The following is a 21,777-nucleotide window of genomic DNA, read 5'->3' on the forward strand; positions in this document are numbered from 1 at the left end:
ACAGGCCGGCCCTGTCCGCGGAGACCTCCGATGCGCGACATCATCAAGCTCACGTGCGGCACCTGCGGCCGCGCGAACTACCACACGACGAAGAACAAGCGGACGATGACGGACAAGTTCGTCATCAAGAAGTTCTGCCCGACCGAGCGCAAGCACACCGAGCACAAAGAAGGCAAGATCTCGAAGGGCTAGGCCACGTTGCGCCGCTGGCTGCTGCCGCCGAGGCCCGCGCGTGTGGGCCTCGGGTCAGGCGCCTGCGCACCCCGCGGTGCTCGGCTTGACCTTGTTCATTTCTAGGACGCAGCGATGATCTTCGACTGGCTCTACGGCCTGTTCTCGAACGATCTCGCGATCGATCTCGGCACCGCCACCACGCTCATCTACGTGAAGGGCAAGGGGATCGTGTCGTGCGAGCCCTCCGTGGTCGCCGTGCAGCGCGATGCTCGCGGCGGCAAGAAGGTGCTCGCCGTCGGCCGCGAGGCGAAGGAGATGCTCGGGCGCACCCCCGGCAACATCCAGGCGGTGAGGCCGCTGCGCGACGGCGTCATCGCCGACTTCGAGATCACCGAGGCGATGCTCCGGTACTTCATCGCGCGCGCGCACAACCGCCGCACGCTCGTCAAGCCGCGCATCATCATCTGCGTCCCGTTCGGCATCACCGAGGTCGAGAAGCGGGCCGTGAAGGAGAGCGCCGAGGGCGCCGGCGCCCGCGAGGTCTACCTGATCGAGGAGCCCATGGCGGCGGCGATCGGCGCCGGGCTGCCGATCACCGAGCCGAGCGGCAACATGGTCGTCGACATCGGCGGCGGCACGACCGAGGTCGCCGTGATCTCCCTCGCCGGCATCGTCTACTCGCAGAGCGTGCGCGTCGGCGGCGACAAGATGGACGAGTCGATCATGGCCTACATGAAGCGCAAGTACAACATGGCCATCGGCGAGCAGACCGCCGAGCGCATCAAGATCACGATCGGCAACGCGTACCCGCTCGAGCAGCAGCTCACGATGGAGGTCAAGGGGCGCGACATGGTCGCGGGCATCCCCAAGACGGTCGTGGTCAACTCCGACGAGATCCGCGACTCGCTGAGCGAGCCGACGAACGCGATCGTGGACGCCGTGCTCATCGCCCTCGAGCGCACGCCGCCGGAGCTCGCGGCCGACATCGTCGACAAGGGCATCGTGCTCACCGGCGGCGGCTCGCTCCTCAAGAACCTCGACGTGCTCCTCCGCGAGGAGACAGGGCTGCCCGTCATGGTGTGCGACGACCCGATCAGCGCCGTGGTGCTCGGCAGCGGCAAGGCGCTCGATCACCTCGAGCTCCTGAAAGAGGTCACGATCAGCTGATCGTCCGTCTCGTCCCCCGCCCGTGAGCTTGCCGGCGGGGCTCTCTTGGGGCGCGCGGCGCGCGCCTCCTCGGCGCGGGCGCCGCGCGCGGCGTCGACAGGGGTGGCCTCGCGGGGCGCCTCGTACTACCTGGGTCCGGGAGCCACGGTGAACCTCAAACGCTACCGCGACTTCGTGATCGTGCTGCTGGCGCTCGCGGTGCCGTTCTGGTTCCTGCGCGCCAGCATGCGCGACCCGAAGCAGAACACGGGGGCCGACCGGATCATCATCGGCATCGCCGCGCCGATCCAGTACGCGGCCGCGACGCTGGCGCGCGGCATCTCGAACCTCTGGGGCGATTACATCTACCTGGTCGACGTCAAGGAGGACAACGCCAGGCAGGCCTCCCAGATCGCGCGCATGCGCGAGCGCGTGCGCAAGCTCGAGGCGCTCGAGGAGGAGAACCGTCGCCTGCGCAGGCTGCTCGACCTGCGCCAGAGCCTCCGCACGGACGTCGTGAGCGCGCAGGTCGTCGGCAAGAGCACCAACGATTTCTTCCGCGTGGTGCGGGTCACGCTCGATCGCGAGGCGCGTGACATCGGCTCCAACCTGCCGGTCCTCTCCGCGGACGGGGTGGTCGGCACGACGCTGAAGAGCGCCGGCGATACGGTCGACGTGAGGCTCGTCGTCGACGGCGGCAGCGGCGTCGACGTGGTCGTCGAGCGCACCGGCGCGCGCGGCTTCGTGCGCGGCACCGGCGACGAGACCAAGTACTCGTGCAGCGTGGAGTACGTGCAGCGCACCGACGAGATCGAGGTCGGCGACCTCCTCGTGACGAGCGGCGTCGGCCGGCGCTTCCCGAAGGGGATCCCGGTCGGGACCGTGACGCAGGTCGTCCGCCGCGACTTCGGCATCTACCAGCAGGTGTACGTCGCGCCGGCGGTCGATTTCTCCCGGCTGGAGGAGGTGCTCATCGTGACGACGACGCCGCCGGAGGAGACGCCGCCGCAGGCGCAGCGCAGGTGACGCGATGAGGAATTCCGCGTTCCTGTTCATGGGGGCTGCCCTGCTGATCGTGCAGTCGAACCTGTTCCGGCTGATCGGCAAGCTGAACATCCCGGGCTCCACGCCGAGCCTGCTCCTGCCGCTCGTCGTGTTCATGGGGGTGCACGAGTACTCGATCGCGCGCGGCGCCGCGCTCGCGTTCCTGCTCGGGTACCTGCTCGACCTCTTCGCCGGCGCGCCGGTCGGCCTGTTCACCTTCATCACCGTCGCGACCTTCGTCGTGTCGCGGGCGGCCGGCGTCCGGCTCGCCGCGCAGACGCTGCTCACCAAGATCGCGCTGGCCTTCGTCTTCGGCCTCGTCGAGGGGGTGCTCATCGTGATCCTCACCGCCATCTTCGGGGGCGACGCGGCGCGCCCGCGCGCGCTCGCCTTGCTCGTCGCGCCGCACGCGGTGTCGACGGCGATCTTCGCGCCGTTCGTCTTCCGGCTGGCCGAGCGCGTGCACCAGGCGACGATCAACGTCCCGCGGCCGGGGGAGAGCCCGCGGTGAGCCTGCTCGTCCAGCGCTCCGACGTGAGCGAGTTCCGCCGGCGCTTCCGGTGGATCGCGCTCGGCATGGTCGTCGGCTTCATGGTGCTCATCGGGCGCATGTTCTACCTCCAGATCCTGGAGGCCGACGAGAACAAGGCCGTCGCCCGGGAGAACATCGTGCGCCGGGTGACGCTCGCCACCACGCGCGGCATCATCCGGGACAAGAACGGCAAGGTGCTCGCGGCGAGCCGTCCCTCGTACAACGTGTACGTCGTCCCGCGGCGCCTCGACATGGAGACGACCTGGCCGAAGCTCGTCGAGTACCTCGGCGTCGGGATCGAGGAGCGCGCCCGGCTCGAGGCGCTCATCACCGCGATCCGCGCCGACGACGGCCCGCGCAAGAGCCAGCAGATCCTGCTGAAGGAGGACATCTCGCGCGACGCGGTGGCGACGCTGGCGACGCACGACGCCGAGCTGCCGGGCGTCGACGTGGTGCCGGTCCCGGTGCGCTACTACCCCTACGAGGAGGTCGGCTCGCACGTCCTCGGCTACATGGCCGAGGTGGACGCCGAGCGGCTCGCGGCGCTCCGGAGCGTCGGCTACATCGAGGGCGACCGCATCGGCGTCACCGGGATCGAGCGCGCGTGGGAGAGCTACCTCCGCGGCACGCGCGGCTGGGAGAAGGTGCTCGTCGACGCCAAGGGGCGGCGCCGGGCGGGCGGCGACGGGATCATCGAGGAGCCGCGGCGGGTCGACCCGATCCCCGGGCGCGATCTCCGGCTCACGCTGGACGCCGACATCCAGAAGGCGATCGACAAGGCGATGCGCGGCGAGCTCGCCGGCGGCGTCGCGGTCATCGACGTGCGCACCGGGCGGATCCTCGGGCTCTACTCGAAGCCCGGCTACAACCCGAACGCCCTCTCGGGCGGCTCGGGCAAGCAGGTCATCCGCGACGCCTTCCGGCGGCTCTACTCCGATCCGCTGAAGCCCGCGCTCGACAAGACGCTCTCCGGCGCGTACCCGCCCGGCTCGACGTTCAAGCCGTTCACCGCGCTGGCGGCGCTCGAGAAGGGGCTCATCGATCCGCGCCAGTCCACGCGCTGCCGCGGCGCCCTCACGTTCGGCAAGCGCACCTTCCGGTGCACGCACGTCCACGGCCCGGTCGCGATGCAGAAGGCGATCGCCGAGTCGTGCAACGTCTTCTTCTACCGGCTCGCGGCGGAGTACGGCGTCGGCATGGATGTCATCGCCGAGATGGGGCAGCGCTACGGGCTCGGCGCGCGCACGGGGCTCGGCATCAACGCCGAGGCGGGCGGCAGGATGCCGACCCGGGCGTGGATGACGCTCCGGAACAAGGGCCAGTTCCGCCTCGGCTTCGGCCTGAACGCGGCGATCGGCCAGGGCGCGACGACGGTCACCGTGCTCCAGCTCGCGCTCGCGTACGCCGCGCTCGCGAACGGGGGCACGCTCTACCAGCCGCAGATCGTGCGGGCCGTCGAGACGAGCGCCGGCACGGTCGTGCAGGAGTTCACGCCGCGCGTCCGCCGCCAGATCGACATCCGCCCGGAGAACCTCACCCTCGTGCACAAGGCGATGGTCGCCGGCGTGAACGAGGAGGGCGGCACGGCCTTCAAGGCGCGCGTCGCCGGCGTCGAGATGGCGGGCAAGACCGGGACCGCGCAGGTCTCGCACCGGCTCACCCGCGGCGTCGAGGCCGAGCGGGTCTGGTACTTCAACCGTGAGCACGCCTGGTTCGCCGGCTACGCGCCGGCGCGCGCGCCCGAGGTGGCCGTCGTCGTGCTGGTCGAGCACGGCGGCGCCGGCGGCAAGCACGCGGCGCCGGTCGCCTTCGAGGTCGTCCGCGCGTACCAGGAGCTCGCGAAGGAGCGGCGCGGCGGCCCGAACGAGGGGCCCCGCGCGGGCAAGAGCAGCGCGGGCCGCGCGCCCGCCGCGTCGGGGCGCACGCCATGATCCGGGGCGACTCTCTCTCGCGCGATCGCGACCACTTCGACTGGCCGCTCTTCATCGCCGCGGTGTCGATCGCGTTGCTCGGCGTCGTCAACCTCTACAGCGCGACGAGCGTCTACTCGGGGTCGCGCGCGGAGCTCTACATCAGCCAGGTCTACTGGCTGTTCATGGGCGGCATCATCGGCGGCGTGCTGATCGCGGTCGACTACCGGCACCTCGAGCGCCTCGGGTACGTGCTCTACACGTTCGGCGTCTTCTCGCTGGCGCTCGTCTTCGTGCTCGCGCGCGACGTGCGCGGCTCCGCGCGGTGGATCGAGTTCGGCGCCTTCCGCTTCCAGCCCAGCGAGTTCATGAAGGTGTTCCTGGTCATCGCGCTGGCGAAGTACCTGCACGACGACCCGCGCAACGAGGGCCGCACCCTGCGCGACCTGGCGATCCCGGCCGCGCTGACCGCGGTGCCCGCGCTCCTCGTGCTCAAGCAGCCCGATCTCGGGACGGCGCTCATCCTCGTCTTCGTCTTCCTGACGATCGCGGCGGTCACGCGCGTGCGCTGGCGGAGCGCGGCGCTGTTCGTCGTGTCCATCGTCATCGCGATCCCGATCGTCTGGGAGTACGTGCTGCTCGACTACCAGCGCGCCCGCGTGCTCGTGTTCCTCCACCCCGAGGAGGACCTGCTGCACCGCGGCTGGCACGCCCACCACTCGCGCGTGGCGATCGGCAACGGCGGCCTGTTCGGCAACGGGTACCTGAGGGGCACCCAGAACCAGTTCCTCTTCCTGCCGGATCAGTTCACCGACTTCCCGTTCCCCGTCTTCGCCGAGGAGTGGGGGTTCGTCGGGTGCGTGGTCCTCGTGTGCCTCTACGCGTTCCTGGTCGTGTGGGGGATCCGCATCGCGTCGATGGCCAAGGACCGCTTCGGCGCGGTGCTCGGGGTCGGCTGCGCGGCGATCATCTTCTGGCACGCGGTCATCAACCTCGGCATGACGTCGGGCGTGCTGCCGGTCGTCGGTGTCACGCTGCCCCTGTTCTCCTACGGCGGATCGAGCGTCACCACGGTGATGGTCGCGATCGCGCTGCTCATGAGCGTATCGATGCGCCGCTACTCCGGCGTCGCCTCGCTCGATCGGCTGTGAGGTCCCGGGGGGGCGCGCCCCCCGGCCACGTCAGACCGCGCTCTCGGCGAGGCGCGCGTCGATGACGAAGGCGAACGCCTTGAGCGCGTCGCGCTCGGTGACCTCGCCGCCGGAGCGGGCCCTCCGGACCGCCGCGCGGAACCCGAGGTAGCGGCGCCCGTCGAGGCCGAGCAGCGCCGGCACGGCCGCGGGGTCGCGCGACGCCTCCCTCGCGCCCGCGAGCTCCGCGGCCCTGTCGAAGATCTCGGTGACGATCGCGTCGCAGCGCGCGACCGCCACGGCGTACCGCTCCGCGGCGATGGCCGCCTCGATCTCCGCGACCACCTCGCGCTCGGCGGTCGGCCACAGCGCCACGAACGACAGGCCCGGCTGCGCGAGGTGCCTCGTCGCCGCGGACGGGCCGTCCGCGCGCGCGGTCGCCGGCGCCTCCGCCGACGCGGCCAGCCGCCGCGCCGCGAGCCGCAGCGACGACGGTATCTCGCGGCTCGCCGGCTCCCGGACGCCGGCGCTGCGCGGCCCTCCGGCGCTGCGCTGCGCGGCCCCGAAGCTCGGCAGCCCGGTCGCGCCGGGAGCGGCCTCGCCCTCGCTCGGGTCGCCGATCGTCGAGTCCGGGGGCATCGTCGACCACGGCTTGCTGGGCGGCGCGAGGCGCGAGATCACCGCGTCGAGCGGCGCCGACGGCGGCGGCGACGCGTCGCGCAGGGCCGTGACGAGCCCGCCCTCGATGGCGTCGAACCCGCCGAGCCCGCTCCCCATCGCGTCGGGCAGCCGGCTCTCGAACGCGCGCAGGACGGCGGCGCTGATCTCCTCCAGCCCCTCGTACAGGCCGAGCCCCGTCTTCGCCGAGGTGGCCAGCGAGAAGGCGCGGAACGGGTTCAGCGTCGCGTCGAGGTCCTCCAGCGGGAGGAGTTCGGGCAGATCCCGCTTGTTGTGCTGGAAGATGAGCGGGACCTGCCGCAGCTCTCGCCCCTGCTCGGCGAGGTTGTCGCGCAGGTTTTCCAGGCTTTCCATGTTCGCGTCGGCCCGGACGGCCTGCGAGTCGCTCACGAAGACGATGCCGTCGGCGCCCGTGAGCACCAGCTTGCGGGTCGCGTTGAAGTAGACCTGCCCCGGCACCGTGAAGAGCTGGAGCCGCACGTTCATCCCGCGGAGCTGGGGGAGCCGGACCGGCAGGAAGTCGAAGTAGAGCGTCCGGTCGACCGGCGTCGCGAGGGACACGAGCTTGCCGCGGTACTCCGGCTTCGCCGTGGCGTGCAGGTATTCCAGCGTGGTCGTCTTGCCGCCCAGACCGGGCCCGTAATAGACGATCTTGAATACGAGCTCGCGCGACAGTGGGTTCACCGACGCCATGGGCGGCGGCGACGATACACGAAAAGGGGATCGAGGGCGCCGAAGCGTGCGCGCGCGCACGCCGGAGCGCGGCGCCCCCCCCGGGACCGCATGATCCACGCTCCAGGCGGCCGCACGCCGCGCGTCGTCAGCGGAGGCCGACGAGCGGCTCGAACTTGTCCTTCTGTCCCATCTGGAGCATCAGCGCGACAGTGCCCCGCGCCGCCTGGAAGTAGTCGAGCCGCAGCCGGTGCGTCCCCTCGGCGAGCCGGGTCTCTCCGTCCTCGGTCTTCGCGGTGTGGATGCCGTCGTTCGCGACCACGCGCTTGTCGTCCACGTAGAGGATCGCGCCGTCGTCCGAGGTGAGCCGGAACTGGTACACGCCCTCCTTCGGCACCTGGAACTCGCCCTCGAACCGGAGGGCGAACCACTCGTTCTGCACGAGCGCGCCCGGGAAGCCGCCGGAGAACGCCTGCGACTTCACCTCGAACTTGTCCGTGAAGAGCATCGCGAACGGCACGAGCCCGTCGAAGCTCGGGACCTTCTTCGTGTTCTCGGGGATCACGTACGCGAGCCCCCGGAAGGCGCCGCCCTCCCCGTTGCCGAAGGCGTTCGGGGCGGTGATGCGCGGCGCGTTGCTCGCGGGCAGGCGCCACTTCGGCTGCTTGCGGCGCGCCGGCTCCGGGTCGGGCTTCGCCGGCTTGCGCCCCCGGGAGGCCGTCTTGGCGGGGGGCGGCGGGGGCGGCCGTGAGGCCTCCGCCGGCCCTTCGCCGCTCTGGATGGTGACATGGCAGCCGCCGAGGAGCGACGCGGCGAGCACGCACGAGGCGATGCGCGATGAGGTTCGGACCATGACGTCTCCTGGGAGGGAACGGACGCACGGGCCCGCCCCCCACGTGAATGCGAGGATGCCGCTTAGACGTTCGGGCAGGGCGCGGCAATCAGCGTCGCGCCACGCCCCGAGCCCGCCCGCGCGCGACCCGGCCGCCCCGGTCTCAGGGCTGCTCGAGGCGCTCCTCGATCCCGGGGGGCTCCAGCTCCGAGAGCCCCTCGAGCGACTCGGCGGCGCGCCAGATCGGCGAGCGCTGGGCGAGGGCGAGCGCGGCGACGCAGGCGAGCACGCCGGCGAGCGCGCCGGCGTTCACCACACCCTCGTACCGGCGCCGCCCCGGGACCGCGTAGATCGCCCCGAGCAGCGCGCCGCTGATCAGCCCGCCGATGTGCGCGGCGTTGTTGATGCGGATCCCTGTGTTCGACGCGTTCACGACGAAGCCGAAGAGGACGATGTAGAAGACGGCCTGGAGCGCCAGGTCCTTCCAGCGCGGATCGCGGCGGCGGACGAGCCAGCCCAGCAGCAGGCCCATCACGCCGAACACAGCGCCGCTCGCGCCCGCGGTGCACACGACCTCGGGCTGGACGAGGATGTTCCAGCCGGCGCTGGCGGCGAAGCCGAACAGGCCCGTGATGACGTAGGCGATCGCGAACCGCGCCGAGCCGACGGCGGGCTCGGCGGCGCGGGCGAGCATGCCGAGCGTCATCATGTTCATGGCGAAGTGGAGGACGCCCATGTGGACGAAGACCGCGGAGAGCAGGCGGAACGGCTCGAACGAGGCGCCGGGCAGGATCAGGAGCGCGCCGAAGCGGAGGTAGTTCGACGCGTCCCACCCCGAGAGCAGGCCGAGGCCGCGGGCGTGCGCGGCCACCATCTGCCCCACGAACACGAACGCGGTGATCCCGACGAGCACCTTGGTCGCGAGCAGGCTCCGCCCGTCGAGGCGCCCTCGCGCCGGCGCCGCGTGGACCGCAGGCGCGAGGAGCGGCGCGCCGCAGCGGATGCACCGGTCGAAATCTCTGCCGTTGAGGGCGCTGCAGCGCGCGCAGTGCAGCGAGCGCCCCCGCTCGCCAGGCGGTCCCGCCGTCACAGGGCGAGCCCGACCCGCCGCCCAGCCCCGGGGCGTGCGCGCAGCGTGAATCGTGTATCGACGGTCACCAGGGCTCCTTTCACGGCGGACGCACGGCCGCCCAGGCCGGCACACTGTGGCGGCTCCTGGCCGTAAGGTCCACGGGTTTGGCCCGTTGTCGAGGTGTGAATGCGGCAGCCCTCCCGCGCCCGGTCCTCGCCGCCGCATGGCCCCTTCGCGGCGGCGCGCGGCCGCACCTCGGCGGCGCTCCCACGCTCCTGGGCCGCCGGGCGCGCTGTCCCGCCGCGGGCGCGAGGCGGTCACCGGTGCGATCCTCTCGACGTCCGGGTATCGTCGCGGCCGTGACCGCCGTGGCAGCAGTGAGGCCGGATCTGGAGGCGGAGCGCCTCCAGTGCGAGCGCGCCGCGCAGGGCGATCGCGCCGCGCTCGGCCTATTGCTCCGCCGGTACGGGCCCGCGCTGTACCGCTCGGTGCTGCTCCCCCGCCTCGGCTCCGACGCGGCCGCGCAGGACGCCCTGGCCGAGACGTACGCGCGCGTCGTCGAGCGCTTCTCCCAGTTCCAGTGGCAGAGCTGCGGCATCTACCCCTGGCTCCGCGTGATCGCGCTGCGCATCGCGCTCGACATGCTCCGCGCGCGCCGCCGCGAGGCGCTCTTCGAGCCCGACGATCTGCAGCGCGAGATCGACGCCGCGGAGACCGATCTCACCGCCCGCGGCGAGGTCGAGCTCTGCGAGAAGCGCGATCTCGCGGACGCGCGGGCGCGCGTCGAGGACGCGCTCGGGCGCCTCAACCCGCGCTACGCGGAGGCGATCCGGCTCCGGGTGCTCGAGGAGCGCTCTCGCGACGAGGTGGCGCTCGCGCTCGGGGTCAGCGTGGCGACGTTCGATGTCGTCCTGCACCGCGCCATGACCGCGCTGAAAAAGGCGCTCGCCGCGGGGGTTGCCGCGTCGCGCGCGGAGCCCAAGGAAGGGTCGCGATGAAGCCGCGGCTGCCCTCGGGACCCCGCGCGCCGACGGCTGGAGACGAGGCGCTGGAGCGCCGCGCCGGGGCGGATCACGGCCGGCACATGGCGCTCGTCGCGGCGCCGGACGAGGATCCGCTCGCGCCCGCGGGAGCCGCCGAGCTGCGCGCGGCGCGCGAGCTCGCCGAGGCGCTCGATCGCGGCGAGGTCCCGCTCGCGGACGCGCTCCGCGCGGCGGCCCGCCCTGTCGGGCTCGACAGGGCGGACCACGAGGCGCTGCTCGCGCGCGCGCTCGGCGACGAGGACGCGCCGCCGACCAGGGCCGAGCGGCGCGCCGCCGAGCGCCTGCGGGAGGCGCTCGAGCCGAGGGCCGAGGGCGCGCCGGGGCGCGGGGGCGGCGCCGGAGGCGAGGGGACTCGCGGCCCGAGCGACGCGCTCGCGGAGCTCGCCGTCGCGCTCCGGGCCGCGTGGCGCCCGGCGCAGCTCCCGGAGCTCCGGAGTCGCGCGCTCGTCGAGGGCGCCCTCCGCGCCGCGCCCGCGCCGCGCGCCAGGCGCATCGCGCCGGTCACGATGGCGGCGCTGTCGACCCTCGCCGCGGCCGCGGCGGCCGCGGCGCTGCTCTTCGGCGAGATCCGGCAAGAGCGCGCCCCCGTCGCGCACGCTCCCGGCGCGCGCCCGCCCGCCGCTGAGGCCGCGGCGGCGGCCGCGCCGCTGCTCCCGCTGATCGAGGCGCGCTCGACCGCCGCGCTCTTCGATCCGGCCGCGCCGTTCCCCAGGGAGGGCGGCCACACGGCGCGGATCGACCGCATCGCCGCCGCGCGCGCGTCCGATCTGCGCCAGAACCGCTACGCGGCGTGGGGGGTGCGCTGATGCTGCGCGCTCGCCTCGCCGCCGCCTGCCTGGCGTTGCTCGCGGCCGCGCACGTCGGGTGCGCGCGCGACGACGCGCAGGCGCGCGCCACCGGCGCCCGGGGCGAGTCGGCGTGCGCGTGCGCCCCGACGCAGGTCGTCGACCCGACGCTGCTCGCCTTTCTCTCCAGGGCGCGCGCGGCGCACCACACGGCCGACGTGACGCTCGGCGCCGGGGATCGCGCCGCCGCGATCCGAGCCCTCGAGGGGATCATCGCCGCGCCGAGGCCGCCGGGCACGCCGCCGGAGGTCGCCGAGGTGATCGCGGACACCTACGCCCGCCTGGCGGAGATCCGGGGCGAGGCCGGCGAGTTCGACGCCGCGGCGCGCGACGTCGAGGCGGGCCTCGCGCTGGCGCCCGCGCCGTCCCACTTCCAGGGCCACCTCTACGAGGTGGCGGGCGTGGTCGAGGAGCGCCGCGCGAAGTCGCTGGACGAGCGGGGTGAGCGCGAGGCGGCCGCGCAGGTCCGCAAGCGCGCGGTCGGGCTGCTGGAGCGCGCGATCTCGATCCAGGACCAGGTTATCACCGAGGCCCTGAAGAGCGCCCCCGAAAACCCGCGCTGAAGCGCGCGTCCGAGGAAGCGCGCGGCCGCCGTGGTCTGCAATTGCGACGCGCGCGCGTTCCTCGCTAGACTCGTCGAGAGGGGCCGCTGCCCGAGCCGATGACGTTCCGTGTTCCAAGGCTTAAGCCCGGGTACGACCTCAAGTCGCTCCCGCTGAAACCCGCGGAGGCGTTTCTCCTCTCCCGGATCGACGGCGTCCTGACCGATCGGGATCTGTCCTTGATCACGGGCATGTCGCACGCCGACACCGTGGAGACGCTGCGACGCCTGCGCGACCTCGGCGCGATCACGCTGGACGGCGACGTCGCCGGGCAGCCTCCGCCGCGGGGCGCCTCCGACGCCGGGCGGCGCGGGGGCGCGGCGGACGCGGACAGGGCGATGTCATCCGGGGGCGAGCCGGTCCCGCCGCTCGGCCGGGATGCGCTCCATCAGGTGGAATCCCCGCCGCTCTACGATCCTGCCGAGCTCGACGAGCCGGTCGAGCTCACCCCCGAGCGGAAGCGGCGGATCCTCGACCTCTACTACCGGCTCGATGACCTCAGCCACTATGCGCTGCTCGGCGTCTCGGACCAGGCGGACAAGAAGCAGATCAAGAGCGCCTATTACCTGCTCGCGCCGGAGTTCCACCCCGACACCTACTTCCGGAAGCAGCTCGGCTCGTACAAGCAGAAGATCGAGGCCATCTTCACGCGCGTCACGCTCGCGCACGACACGCTGACGTCGAAGCAGCGGCGCGCCGAGTACGACGGGTACCTCGAGCAGACCCACAAGAACCGGGCGATGGCGGCGCTCATCGAGCAGACGCCGCGCGACATCGCCACGATCACCACCGCCGTCGACGCCTCGGTGCGCGCCGCCTTCGCCGATCCGCGCGATGTGGCCGCGTCTCCCGGGCGCTACTCCTCCGACCGCGCGCCCACGGAGCAGGCCGCTGCGCGCCCGCCCGCCGCGGAGCAGGCCGCTGCGCGCCCGCCCGCCGCGGAGCAGGCGGCTGCGCGCCCGCCCGCCGCGGAGCAGGCCGCGCCCGCGACGTCCGCCTGGGCCGCGACGCCCGCGCCGCCGTCCCACGAGGGGAGCTCGGCGGACGGCGGCGCGCCGGCGCGGGCCGCGGCGGCGAGCGCGCCGGTCGCGCCCGCGCCGAGCGCGAAGGATCGACGGGAGACGTTCGCGCGCAAGCTCACCGGGGGCCTGCGGCGCGGGCCGGCGGGCGCGCCCTCCGCGGCGACCGCCGCGGCGTCGGTCGCGGCGTCTCCTGCGGCGCCTGTCGCGACGACCGTCGTCGTGACCACGCCGAGGGCCCCGGCCGGCCTCCGCTCGCCCGAGTCGATGCGGGCGGTCGAGTCGCTCAAGGCGCGGTACGACGCCGCGCGCAGCGAGGCGCTGCGCAACCAGATCGCCCGGCACGCCGAGGCGGCCCGGGTCGCGCTCGAGCGGAACGACTACGCGGCCGCGGCCAACGCGTACCGGATCGCCGCGTCGCTCGCGCCGGACGACGTCGCGCTCCAGAAGGCGTCGGCCGACGCGCAGCGCCTCGCGGCGGCGACGCTGGCGGACGGCTACCTCAAGCAGGCCCACTACGAGGCGCAGAATGGGCGCTGGTTCGACGCGGCGCTGAGCTACGCGAAGGTGTGTAACGGTCGCCCCGACGACGCCGGCGCGCACGAGCGGGTCGCCTACGCGACGCTGCAGACCGGCGAGAACACGCGGCGCGCGGTGGAGTTCGCGCGGCGTGCGGTCGAGCTCGTGCCCTCGTCGGTGGAGTACCGGCTGACGCTGGCGCTGGCGTACTCGGCCGCCGCGCTCGCGAAGAGCGCGAACGGCGAGTTCGACCGCGCCGCCGAGCTGGCGGGCAACGAGCCCAGGCTGCGCGGCCTCGTCGCGCAAGCGCGCGAGCAGGCGAAGCGATACGGGAAGCAAGTCTAGTGCCGCCGCCGCAGATCCCGCCGGCGCTTCGGCTCCCCGGCGGCTGAATTTCGCGAGGGACGAAGCCCTGTTTCCTTCAGGCGTCGACAGGTGCGCGCGCGTGTGCGTCGTGGCCGCTCGTCGCGTGATGGCTCCGCCGCGCCGACCCGGGGTGGGCGGGGAGGCGCCGACTTCCGCGGGGGCACCGCACGATTGGCCCGCTCGGCTCCGCGAAACGTTCTAGCATCGTGACCTCGGCGGCCGTTCGGGCCGAAGATCACAAGAGGAGCAGCGGCATCGATGGAGCGTGTCATCGGCATTGACCTTGGCACCACGAACTCGTGTGTTGCCATCGTCGAGGAGGGCGTCCCGACCGTCATCCCGAATCGCGGTGGGTACAAGACGACGCCGTCCATGGTCGCGATCACCGAGGCCGGCAAGCGGCTCTGCGGGCACATCGCGAAGCGGCAGGCGATCACCAACGCCGAGAACACGGTCTACGCCGCCAAGCGGCTGATCGGCCGCAAGTGGTCGTCCCCGCAGGTGAAGAACGCGATCCTGACCGCCTCGTACAAGATCGTCGAGGGGCCGCACGGGGACGTCCGCATCCAGCTGCGCGACAAGACGTACTCGGTCCCCGAGATCAGCGCGATGGTCCTCCAGGAGATGAAGCTGTTCGCCGAGGACTACCTCAACGAGCCGATCTCGAAGGCGGTGATCACCGTCCCCGCCTACTTCAACGACAACCAGCGGCAGGCGACGAAGGACGCGGGCCAGATCGCGGGGCTCGACGTCATCCGCATCGTCAACGAGCCGACGGCGGCGGCGCTCGCGTACGGGTTCGGCAAGAACGTCGAGAAGACGATCGCCGTGTTCGACCTCGGCGGCGGCACCTTCGACATCTCGGTGCTCGAGATCGGCGCGGGCGGGGTCTTCAAGGTCATCGCCACCGCGGGCGACACGTTCCTCGGCGGCGAGGATTTCGACGCGCGCGTCATCGACTGGCTGGTGCAGGGCTTCAAGGAGCAGCACGACGTCGACCTGCGGCAGGACAGGATGGCGCTCCAGCGGCTCAAGGACGCGGCCGAGAAGGCGAAGTGCGAGCTCTCCAGCGTGCTCGAGACCGAGATCAACCTGCCGTTCATCATCTCGAGCGCGCGGAACGAGGCGCTGCACCTCCAGCGCACGCTCTCGCGGGCCGAGCTCGAGGGGCTGTGCGAGGACCTCGTCGAGCGGTGCATCGAGATCTGCAGCCAGACCCTCGAGGACGCGCGGCTCGAGCGCGACGAGATCGAGGACGTGGTGCTCGTCGGCGGCATGACCCGCATGCCGCGGGTGCAGGAGGCCGTGCGCGACTTCTTCGAGCGCGAGCCGTGCAAGGGGGTGCACCCCGACGAGGTGGTCGCGCTCGGCGCGGCGGTGCAGGGGGCCGCGCTCGTGGACGAGACGAAGCAGATGATCCTGCTCGACGTCACGCCGCACGCGCTCGGCATCATGACGTTCGGGTCCAACTTCGAGGAGCTCATCCCGCAGAACACGACCGTGCCCACGGCCCGGTCGAAGATCTTCACGACGAGCCGCGACAACCAGACCGCGGTCAAGATCCTGGTCATGCAGGGCGAGCACACGAAGGCGACCGACAACGAGCTGCTCGGCGAGTTCATCCTCACCGGCCTGCGCCGCGCCCCGAAGGGCCAGGTCGAGATCGAGGTGACGTTCGAGATCAACAGCGACGGCATCGTCTCCGTGAGCGCGAAGGATCTGGAGACGGGCCAGCAGCAGTCGATCCAGGTCACCGCCTCGAGCGGCCTCACGAAGGAGGAGGTCGGCGAGATGATGGAGGCGGCGAAGGAGTACCTCGTCGATCGCCGCGCGAGCGACCAGTTCGAGGGCGTCCGGCAGGAGGCCGAGAAGCTCATCGCCGAGATCGAGCGCATGTTCCCGCAGGTCGAGCAGATCGTGGCGTCGAGCGATTTCGGCCGCGACGCCATCGGCAAGGCGCGCGGGATCGTCGACCGCTCGCGTCAGGCCATCGGCCGGCGCGACGCGGCCGCGGTCAAGGAGCAGATGGAGGCGCTCTCGCGCACCCACCGGATGTTCAAGGGTGTCGTAGCCCGGCCGCAGGGGTGAACCGTGGCCGCGATGAGGGAAGACAATGCGGTCGGTGCCGCCTGACTCCAAGACCCTGGATGCCTCCTGGGGGCACGACGAGGTGGACGAGCTCGAGGACACCCAGCCGGTCGCCTCCAAGGAGATCCTCGCGCACGCCGCGCGCGCGCGCGAGGGGCAGGGGTCACCCCGCATGGAGACCCCGCCGTCCGGCGTTCCCCTGAAGCCGGACGCCGAGGGGAAGATCACCCTTCCGCCGCCGATCCCGGTCAGCGAATACGTGGCAAAGATGATGACCCGTCGCTCTCACTCGAGCTCCGAGATCACCGCCCAGCGGCCGCGCCCGCCCGAGGTCCCGGCGGAGGGGTACCCGCCGCCGCCCGCCCGCAGGACGATCCCCTGGGAGCCGCCGCCCGGCAGCGCCTTCTCGGGCAAGCACGGCGCGCCGTCCCGGGAGGGCGCGCAGCTCGGCCTGGAGTGCGATGAGCCGGGGGTGCCGTCGCGTCCCGGCGGGCGGTTGGGGTTCGGGTCGCTCGACGTCGAGCGCGAGCTCGGGCCGGACCTCGACGACGATCTCCTGCGCGAGCCGGGCGAGCCGTACCCGCACGGCTTCGGCGAGATCGACGTCTTCGGCGGCCCCCCGGTCGACTCGCGGGACGTTCGCATCCCGTCGATCGCGAGGGGCCGCGCGCCCGGTCCGGACGACGGCGGGCCGCTGGGCATCGATTTCCGCCTCGACCTCGGGCTCGGCTTCGAGGATCCGGGCCTTCCCCTGGAAGAGCAGCCGATCACGCCGCCGCCCGGCACGCTCCGTTACGGCCTGATCGTGGAGGACGACGAGCCCGCCTTCCGCGGCGGGACGGGCGCGCTCGCCGGATCCACCTCGTACCAGGTCTCGGGCGACGTGCAGGGCGGTCCGCGCGCGCCGCGCCCGCTCGAGACCGAGCGCTCGCCGGCGTCCGCCACGAGGGGTGACCGGGGGGTTCATTCCCGCGCGACCGCGCCCCAGCTCAGCATCCCGGGGCCGCGGGAGCAGATGCAGCACCGGTTCGACCAGGGCGACTTCGGCGGCGCGCTCGTGCTCGCGGAGGGCCTGCTCGAGGAGAACCCGAAGGACTGGGTGGCGCGGCAGTACGCGGATAGCTGCGTCGAGATGCTGCGGCAGATGTACCAGTCGCGCCTCGGCGACGGCTCGCGCGTGCTCCGCATCGCGGTGTCGCCGGACCAGCTCCGCTCGTTGAACCTCGATCACCGCGCGGGCTTCCTGCTGTCGTGCATCGATGGGTACAGCTCGATCGACGAGATCCTCGACGTGTCGGGCATGCAGACGCTCGAGGCCCTCCGGATCCTGTACGAGCTCGTGCAGGAGGGGATCGTCTGCAGCGCCTAGCCGCCGGGATGGCCTGAGATCGCGGCGTCGTGCCCCGGATCGCGCCGGGCGGGCCGCGGCGACCCCCGACACAGCTTTCCGCGATGGCCCTGGCTCGCTAGGTTGCGCGGGTGCGCACGGCTCTCCAGGCCGCTGTCGGTCTCCTCCTCGCGCTGCTCGCCGGCCGCGCGGGCGCGTCGCTCCTCGCCACGATCGCGCTCGGCGCCCCTTCGCCGCCGCCGCCGACCGACCTCGCGGGCGCTGCCGCTGCTGCCGCTGCTGCCGCCCCGGCAGGCGCTGCCGCTGCCGTCCTTCCTGCGCCGGCCCCCTCGGCGTCCGCGCCCTCACCCGACGCCGCGCTGGCGGCGCGCGCCGACCCGATCGCGAGCTACACGCTGCGGGCGAGCCTCGATCCGGCGCAGCACACGATGCGCGGCGAGGGGACGCTGGTCTGGCGCAACGCCTCGCGCGCGCCGCAGCGCGAGCTGTTCGTCCACCTCTACCTGAACGGCTTCAAGAACCCGCGCACCGCCTTCCTCCGCGCGCCCGTCGGCGGCTTTCGCGGCAGCGAAATTTTGTATGATTACGGGCACATCCAGGTAACGCGATTCGCCGTGCGCGAGATGGGAGGCGCGGACGTGTGGCCCGGGGGGAAGCCCACGACGCCCGGCGACCCCGAGGACGAGACCGACATCCGCGTGGAGCTGCCGCAGCCCGTGGCGCCCGGGGACGCGATCACGATCGACCTCGCGTGGGACGCGCACCTCCCCTCGCTCGCGCTGAGGACGGGCCACCACGGGAGCTTCCACATGGTGGGGCAGTGGTTCCCGAAGATCGCGCGCCTCGAGCCCGACGGGACCTGGGCGCATTTCGCTTACCACCGGCTCTCGGAGTTCTACGCGGACTTCGGCGCGTACGACGTGACCGTCGACGTGCCGGAGGGCTTCACGGTCGGGGCCACGGGCCGGCTCGTCGAGGAGCAGCGGCGCGACGGGCGGGCGGTCCGCCGGTTCGTGCAGGACGACGTGCACGACTTCGCGTTCGCCGCGTGGGACCGCTTCCGCGAGATGCGCGCGACGACCGAGGACGGCGTCGCGATCCGGTGCCTGTTCCCAGCGGGCAACGAGCGCGAGGCGGCGCTCGAGATCGACCTGGTCCGGTTCGGCCTGTCGCGCCTCGGCGCGGCGTTCGGCCGCTACCCGTACGGCACGCTCACGATCGTGCACCCGCCCGAGGGCGCCGAGGAGGCCGGCGGGATGGAGTACCCGACGCTCATCACGACCGGCGGTAGCTGGCTCTGGCCCGCGGTGGGCGTGCGCTTCGTCGAGACGGTCACGATGCACGAGCTCGCGCACCAGTGGTTCTACGGCCTGGTCGCCACGAACGAGCACCGCCACCCGTTTCTCGACGAGGGCCTCACCACGTACGCCGAGGCCGACGCGCTGCGCGCGCGCTACGGTGACGGCTCCGCGGCGCGGCTGCTCGGGATCGAGCTCGACCTCCTGGCGCAGTACCGCGTCGGCGCGATCGCGTCGGGCCACAACGGCGCCGTCGCGCAGCCGGCGACGGCGTTCATCGACGGCGAGGACTACGCCGGGCTCGCGTACACGCGGCCCGCGGTGCTCCTCGCGACCCTCGCGGGCGTGTACGGGGAAGACGTGGTGCGCCGCGCCGTCGGCCGCTACGCGCGCGAGAACCGCTTCCGGCACCCGGGCCCCGAGGCGCTGCTCGAAGCGATGCGGCGGGAGGCGGGCGACGAGGCGGCCGAGGCGCTCCGGGCCGGGCTCTTCGAGGGCGCATGGGTCGACTACGCCGTCGCGACGTTCCAGTCGTGGCCCGCGGACGCCGCGCCGGACGCTCCCCCAGCGGACGCCGGGGCGGACGCTCCGCCCGCGGACGCCGGGGCGGACGCTCCGCCCGAGGGCGGCAGCGAGGCGCCGGCCTACCGCGGGCACGCCGTCGTGCGGCGCCGCGGCTCCCTCGTGCTCCCCGTCGACGTCGAGCTGCACGGCGCGGACGGCGGCGTGCAGCGGGCGCGGTGGCCGGCGCGCGAGAGCGTCGCCAGGATCGCGTACGCCGGCGCCTCGCCGCTCGTCGCCGTGGTGATCGATCCCGACCGCCGGGTGCTGCTCGACGACGACCTCGCGAACAACGCGCGCCGCTCGGACCGAGACCTCCTCGCGCCCGCGGTGCTCTCGCGCGCGAGCTTCGGCGTCGGGCTCGCGCTCACGCTCCTCGGACCATGAGCGCGCCGGCGGAGCAGGCAGCGACGGAGGAGGGCGCGCCGGCGGCAGGAGGGGCCGCAGCGGAGGAGGCCACGAGGACGCCGAGCTCGCCGGCCGTCACCCGGGCCGAGCTGCCAGGCGCCCCACCGGCCCCACGGCGCCCCGCCGCGCACCAGCGGCTCGGCGCGGTCGCGCTCTACTTCGGCCACCGGGCGGTCGCCTCGGTCGTCGTCGCGACCCCGCTGTCCGTCCTCGCGGCCGAGGTCGTCGGCCACCACCCCCGCGGCGACGCCATCCTCTTCGACCCCGGCGGGCTGATGCTCACCGAGCTCGGCCGCCTCGCGGCGGTCGCCGCCTCGTCGCTGGCCGCCCAGCTCGGCGCGGGCGCCCTGATCGCCGCCGCGCTCGGGCTGGTCCCGCTCGCGGTGCTCCTCGCCGCCTTGAGCCAGGGCGGGCCGCTCTCCGCGCAGGCCCTCGGAGGCCGCGTGGCGCGCGCCCTCGGCCCGCTCGCGCTGCTCTGGGGCCTGGCGCTCGGGGCCCAGGTCACCGCGGCGGCGCTCGTCCTGCTCCCCGGGATGCAGCTGTGCGCAGAGCTCCTGGTCCTGCCGCGCAGCCGCGATATCGCGGCGGTCGTCGTCGCCGCGGCCGCGCTGGTGCCGGTCGCGGCCATCGGCCTGCTCCACGATCTCGCGCGCGTCGCCCTCGTCGACGAGCAGCGGGGCTTCTACGCCGCGGCCTCGAGGGGGCTCGCCACCCTGCAGGCCGCGCCGCTCGCGGCGGCCTGGGCCTGGGCTTCCCGCGGCGCCCTCGCGATCGTCGCGCTCGCCTGCGGGGCGTGGGGTATCCACCTCGCCGGCGTCGGAACCGGCCCGCGGGTCGCCGCCGCCTTCGCCGCGCAGCTCATCGCGCTCGCCGTCGCCGCCTACCTGCGCGCCTCCTGGCTCGCGGCCGCCCTGCGGCTGTCCGATCGCGCCGCGGCTCCTGGGCTTTGAAAGCATGAACGGGCGGAACACGATGCAGAATCGCTTGACATGGCCCCCCATCCGCGTAACGTAGCCCGCCCGTGACCGACGCCTCGGCGTAAGCGCGGGGCCCGCAGCAAGCCCAGGTAGCTCAGTTGGTAGAGCAGAGGATTGAAAATCCTCGTGTGGGCGGTTCGATTCCGTCCCTGGGCACTATTCCTTCCTTCTTGTGCCGGCGAGCAGGCGCTGCCGCTCCGTCCTCACGTTCGTGCGTGAGCCTCTGCCTCGCCCGGATCCGCTCGTGTTGTTGCATCCAGGTTGATTCCGCCTTTCTCAGGCGATCTCAACAGCGGGTCGCCGGCGTGGGCGCGACGCTCTGTTCAGGAGTACTTTCGCGGGTTTGGCCCACATCGGGTGACAGTGGAACTTGGTTCCGGTGCGGTAGCGATCCTGATAAGGTGGCGGGGGGACCACTCGTTGCAACCTGAACACTCCGGAGGCGCCCCAGGGAACGGCGCCTCCTCATGGAGGCTCCCTCATGACCGATCGTCGTGTCGACTCCTCGCGAAAGAGCTCTCCGGAAACGGCCTCCGCTTCCGACTCGGCGCCGCGGAGCCGGCCGACCGCGCCAGCTAACCAGGCCAGCGAGGCAGCGAAGAAGAAGAAGATCCTCGTCGTCGACGACTCGCTGACTTCCCTGCTGTCGCAGCAGCTCACGCTCGGCGTGGACGATTACGACATCGTCATCGCGCGCAACGGCAAGGAGGCCATTGCGAAGGCGGTGGCCGAGCGCCCCGATCTCATCCTGATGGATGTCGTCATGCCCGCCATGGACGGCTTTCAGGCCTGTAGATGGCTCCGCGCGTTCGACGCGACCAAGACGGTGCCGATCATCATGATGACGACGAGGAGCGATCAGACGAGCATCAAGATCGGCTTCGCCAACGGATGCACCGACTACCTCATCAAGCCTTTTGACAGCGACACGCTGCTCACGAAGGTCCGCACCCACCTCGGCGAATAGGCAGCTCGCGTCGGGGCGTCGGAGGCGGGGCTCCAGGGGCCGGGCCAGACCTCCGCACGAACAGGCGGGCGGCGCGCGGTCACCCCTCAGTCATTGATGGCGGCCCAGAACAGGAGGCCGGTCGGGAGATCGGTGCAGCTCCCCAGGTTGTCGACCTCCTGACGGCACCCGTCGACGTCGACGTCCCCACCCCGGCACGCGAACTCGTCTTCCACGCACGAGATGGCCGCGTCGAACTGCTCCTCGCAGCCCTGTGCCTCCGCCTCGTGCTCGGCGTCTTCCAGGTTGTCGATGCAGTCGTCTTCGTCATCCGGGCTGCAGTCCCCGGTGCAATCACACCTGTCCTCGCACAGGCTCGAGATCGAGCTCCCACAGCCCGGGAGCAGGGCGAGCGCAAGGGCGACCGTGAACGAGCAAGCGAGCTTCAACGTGTACCTCCAACTTGGTCGCGCGGCGCGCGAGCTACGATGATGTGGCTTGTCTATCGCGTCCGCGGAGGAGGTACAAGCCGCACGTTCGCCGTCCCGGGGCGCTCGGCGCGGCCTC

At 72.7% G+C, this 21,777-nt stretch carries 19 protein-coding genes and 1 tRNA gene; 16 read left to right on the forward strand and 4 right to left on the reverse strand.

Features of this window, described 5'->3' with window-relative positions; genetic code table 11:
* Window positions 1-30: 30 nt before the first annotated feature.
* The 6 genes from rpmG (at window position 31) to rodA (ending at window position 5,957) form a co-directional block, all read left to right on the forward strand.
* Entirely contained in the window at window positions 31-192 is a 162-nt protein-coding gene (gene rpmG, locus WME76_RS08065; RefSeq protein WP_061616520.1) for a 50S ribosomal protein L33, read from the forward strand.
* A 114-nt stretch (window positions 193-306) separates the two neighbouring features.
* Window positions 307-1,341 carry a rod shape-determining protein gene (locus tag WME76_RS08070; protein ID WP_276598056.1) on the forward strand — a complete coding sequence of 345 codons (1,035 nt, stop codon included), beginning with the start codon at window positions 307-309 and terminating at the stop codon, window positions 1,339-1,341.
* Between the two features lie 147 nt (window positions 1,342-1,488).
* Entirely contained in the window at window positions 1,489-2,346 is an 858-nt protein-coding gene (mreC, locus tag WME76_RS08075; RefSeq protein WP_433935565.1) for a rod shape-determining protein MreC, read from the forward strand.
* A 4-nt stretch (window positions 2,347-2,350) separates the two neighbouring features.
* Window positions 2,351-2,875, forward strand: coding sequence for a hypothetical protein (locus WME76_RS08080; protein ID WP_061608177.1), 525 nt, complete (start codon window positions 2,351-2,353; stop codon window positions 2,873-2,875).
* Window positions 2,872-4,827, forward strand: a complete 1,956-nt coding sequence (gene mrdA, locus WME76_RS08085; protein ID WP_433935566.1) for a penicillin-binding protein 2 — start codon at window positions 2,872-2,874, stop codon at window positions 4,825-4,827. The genes WME76_RS08080 and mrdA overlap by 4 nt, the downstream gene beginning before the upstream one ends.
* Window positions 4,824-5,957: a rod shape-determining protein RodA gene (gene rodA, locus WME76_RS08090; RefSeq protein WP_437959602.1), complete on the forward strand. Its 1,134-nt coding sequence runs from the start codon at window positions 4,824-4,826 to the stop codon at window positions 5,955-5,957. The genes mrdA and rodA overlap by 4 nt, the downstream gene beginning before the upstream one ends.
* A 30-nt stretch (window positions 5,958-5,987) precedes the next feature.
* Here the strand turns inward: rodA and WME76_RS08095 are convergent, their stop codons facing one another.
* The 3 genes from WME76_RS08095 to WME76_RS08105 form a co-directional block, all read right to left on the reverse strand.
* Window positions 5,988-7,307 (reverse strand): GTP-binding protein, encoded by a 1,320-nt coding sequence (locus WME76_RS08095; protein WP_437959603.1) that lies wholly within the window; start codon window positions 7,305-7,307, stop codon window positions 5,988-5,990.
* Window positions 7,308-7,434: 127 nt separating this feature from the next.
* Window positions 7,435-8,139, reverse strand: a complete 705-nt coding sequence (locus tag WME76_RS08100; RefSeq protein ID WP_437959604.1) for a PA14 domain-containing protein — start codon at window positions 8,137-8,139, stop codon at window positions 7,435-7,437.
* Between the two features lie 142 nt (window positions 8,140-8,281).
* Window positions 8,282-9,208 carry a rhomboid family intramembrane serine protease gene (locus tag WME76_RS08105; protein ID WP_437959605.1) on the reverse strand — a complete coding sequence of 309 codons (927 nt, stop codon included), beginning with the start codon at window positions 9,206-9,208 and terminating at the stop codon, window positions 8,282-8,284.
* Between the two features lie 305 nt (window positions 9,209-9,513).
* Between WME76_RS08105 and WME76_RS08110 the strand changes: the two genes are divergently transcribed.
* From WME76_RS08110 to WME76_RS08155, 10 genes are all read left to right on the forward strand, one after another.
* Window positions 9,514-10,188, forward strand: a complete 675-nt coding sequence (locus tag WME76_RS08110; protein WP_437959606.1) for an RNA polymerase sigma factor — start codon at window positions 9,514-9,516, stop codon at window positions 10,186-10,188.
* A complete protein-coding gene (locus tag WME76_RS08115; protein ID WP_437959607.1) occupies window positions 10,185-11,039 on the forward strand; it encodes a hypothetical protein in 855 nt (284 codons plus the stop codon). Before WME76_RS08110 ends, WME76_RS08115 begins: the two co-directional genes overlap by 4 nt.
* Entirely contained in the window at window positions 11,039-11,641 is a 603-nt protein-coding gene (locus WME76_RS08120) for a hypothetical protein (RefSeq protein WP_437959608.1), read from the forward strand. The genes WME76_RS08115 and WME76_RS08120 overlap by 1 nt, the downstream gene beginning before the upstream one ends.
* A gap of 98 nt (window positions 11,642-11,739) precedes the next feature.
* On the forward strand, window positions 11,740-13,563 hold the full coding sequence (locus WME76_RS08125) for a DnaJ domain-containing protein (RefSeq protein ID WP_437959609.1): 1,824 nt from the start codon (window positions 11,740-11,742) through the stop codon (window positions 13,561-13,563).
* A 279-nt stretch (window positions 13,564-13,842) separates the two neighbouring features.
* Window positions 13,843-15,672, forward strand: a complete 1,830-nt coding sequence (gene dnaK / locus WME76_RS08130; RefSeq protein ID WP_061619411.1) for a molecular chaperone DnaK — start codon at window positions 13,843-13,845, stop codon at window positions 15,670-15,672.
* 34 nt (window positions 15,673-15,706) lie between these two features.
* Window positions 15,707-17,041, forward strand: a complete 1,335-nt coding sequence (locus tag WME76_RS08135) for a hypothetical protein (protein ID WP_437959610.1) — start codon at window positions 15,707-15,709, stop codon at window positions 17,039-17,041.
* Window positions 17,042-17,151: 110 nt separating this feature from the next.
* A complete protein-coding gene (locus WME76_RS08140; protein WP_437959611.1) occupies window positions 17,152-19,266 on the forward strand; it encodes a M1 family metallopeptidase in 2,115 nt (704 codons plus the stop codon).
* The gene (locus WME76_RS08145; RefSeq protein ID WP_437959612.1) at window positions 19,263-20,237 is read left to right on the forward strand and encodes a hypothetical protein; all 975 of its coding nucleotides are present in this window, start codon (window positions 19,263-19,265) and stop codon (window positions 20,235-20,237) included. The genes WME76_RS08140 and WME76_RS08145 overlap by 4 nt, the downstream gene beginning before the upstream one ends.
* Before the next feature lie 110 nt (window positions 20,238-20,347).
* Window positions 20,348-20,420 (forward strand) — tRNA-Phe (locus WME76_RS08150).
* A 325-nt stretch (window positions 20,421-20,745) separates the two neighbouring features.
* Window positions 20,746-21,231: a response regulator gene (locus tag WME76_RS08155; protein ID WP_437959613.1), complete on the forward strand. Its 486-nt coding sequence runs from the start codon at window positions 20,746-20,748 to the stop codon at window positions 21,229-21,231.
* An 86-nt stretch (window positions 21,232-21,317) separates the two neighbouring features.
* On the opposite strand, the gene WME76_RS08160 is transcribed toward WME76_RS08155, so the two are convergent.
* The gene (locus tag WME76_RS08160) at window positions 21,318-21,659 is read right to left on the reverse strand and encodes a hypothetical protein (protein ID WP_437959614.1); all 342 of its coding nucleotides are present in this window, start codon (window positions 21,657-21,659) and stop codon (window positions 21,318-21,320) included.
* Between the last annotated feature and the right edge of the window lie 118 nt (window positions 21,660-21,777).

Origin of the sequence: Sorangium sp. So ce119 (assembly GCF_051524405.1) — a bacterium.
In the GTDB taxonomy this organism is placed as follows: domain Bacteria; phylum Myxococcota_A; class Polyangia; order Polyangiales; family Polyangiaceae; genus Sorangium; species Sorangium cellulosum_G.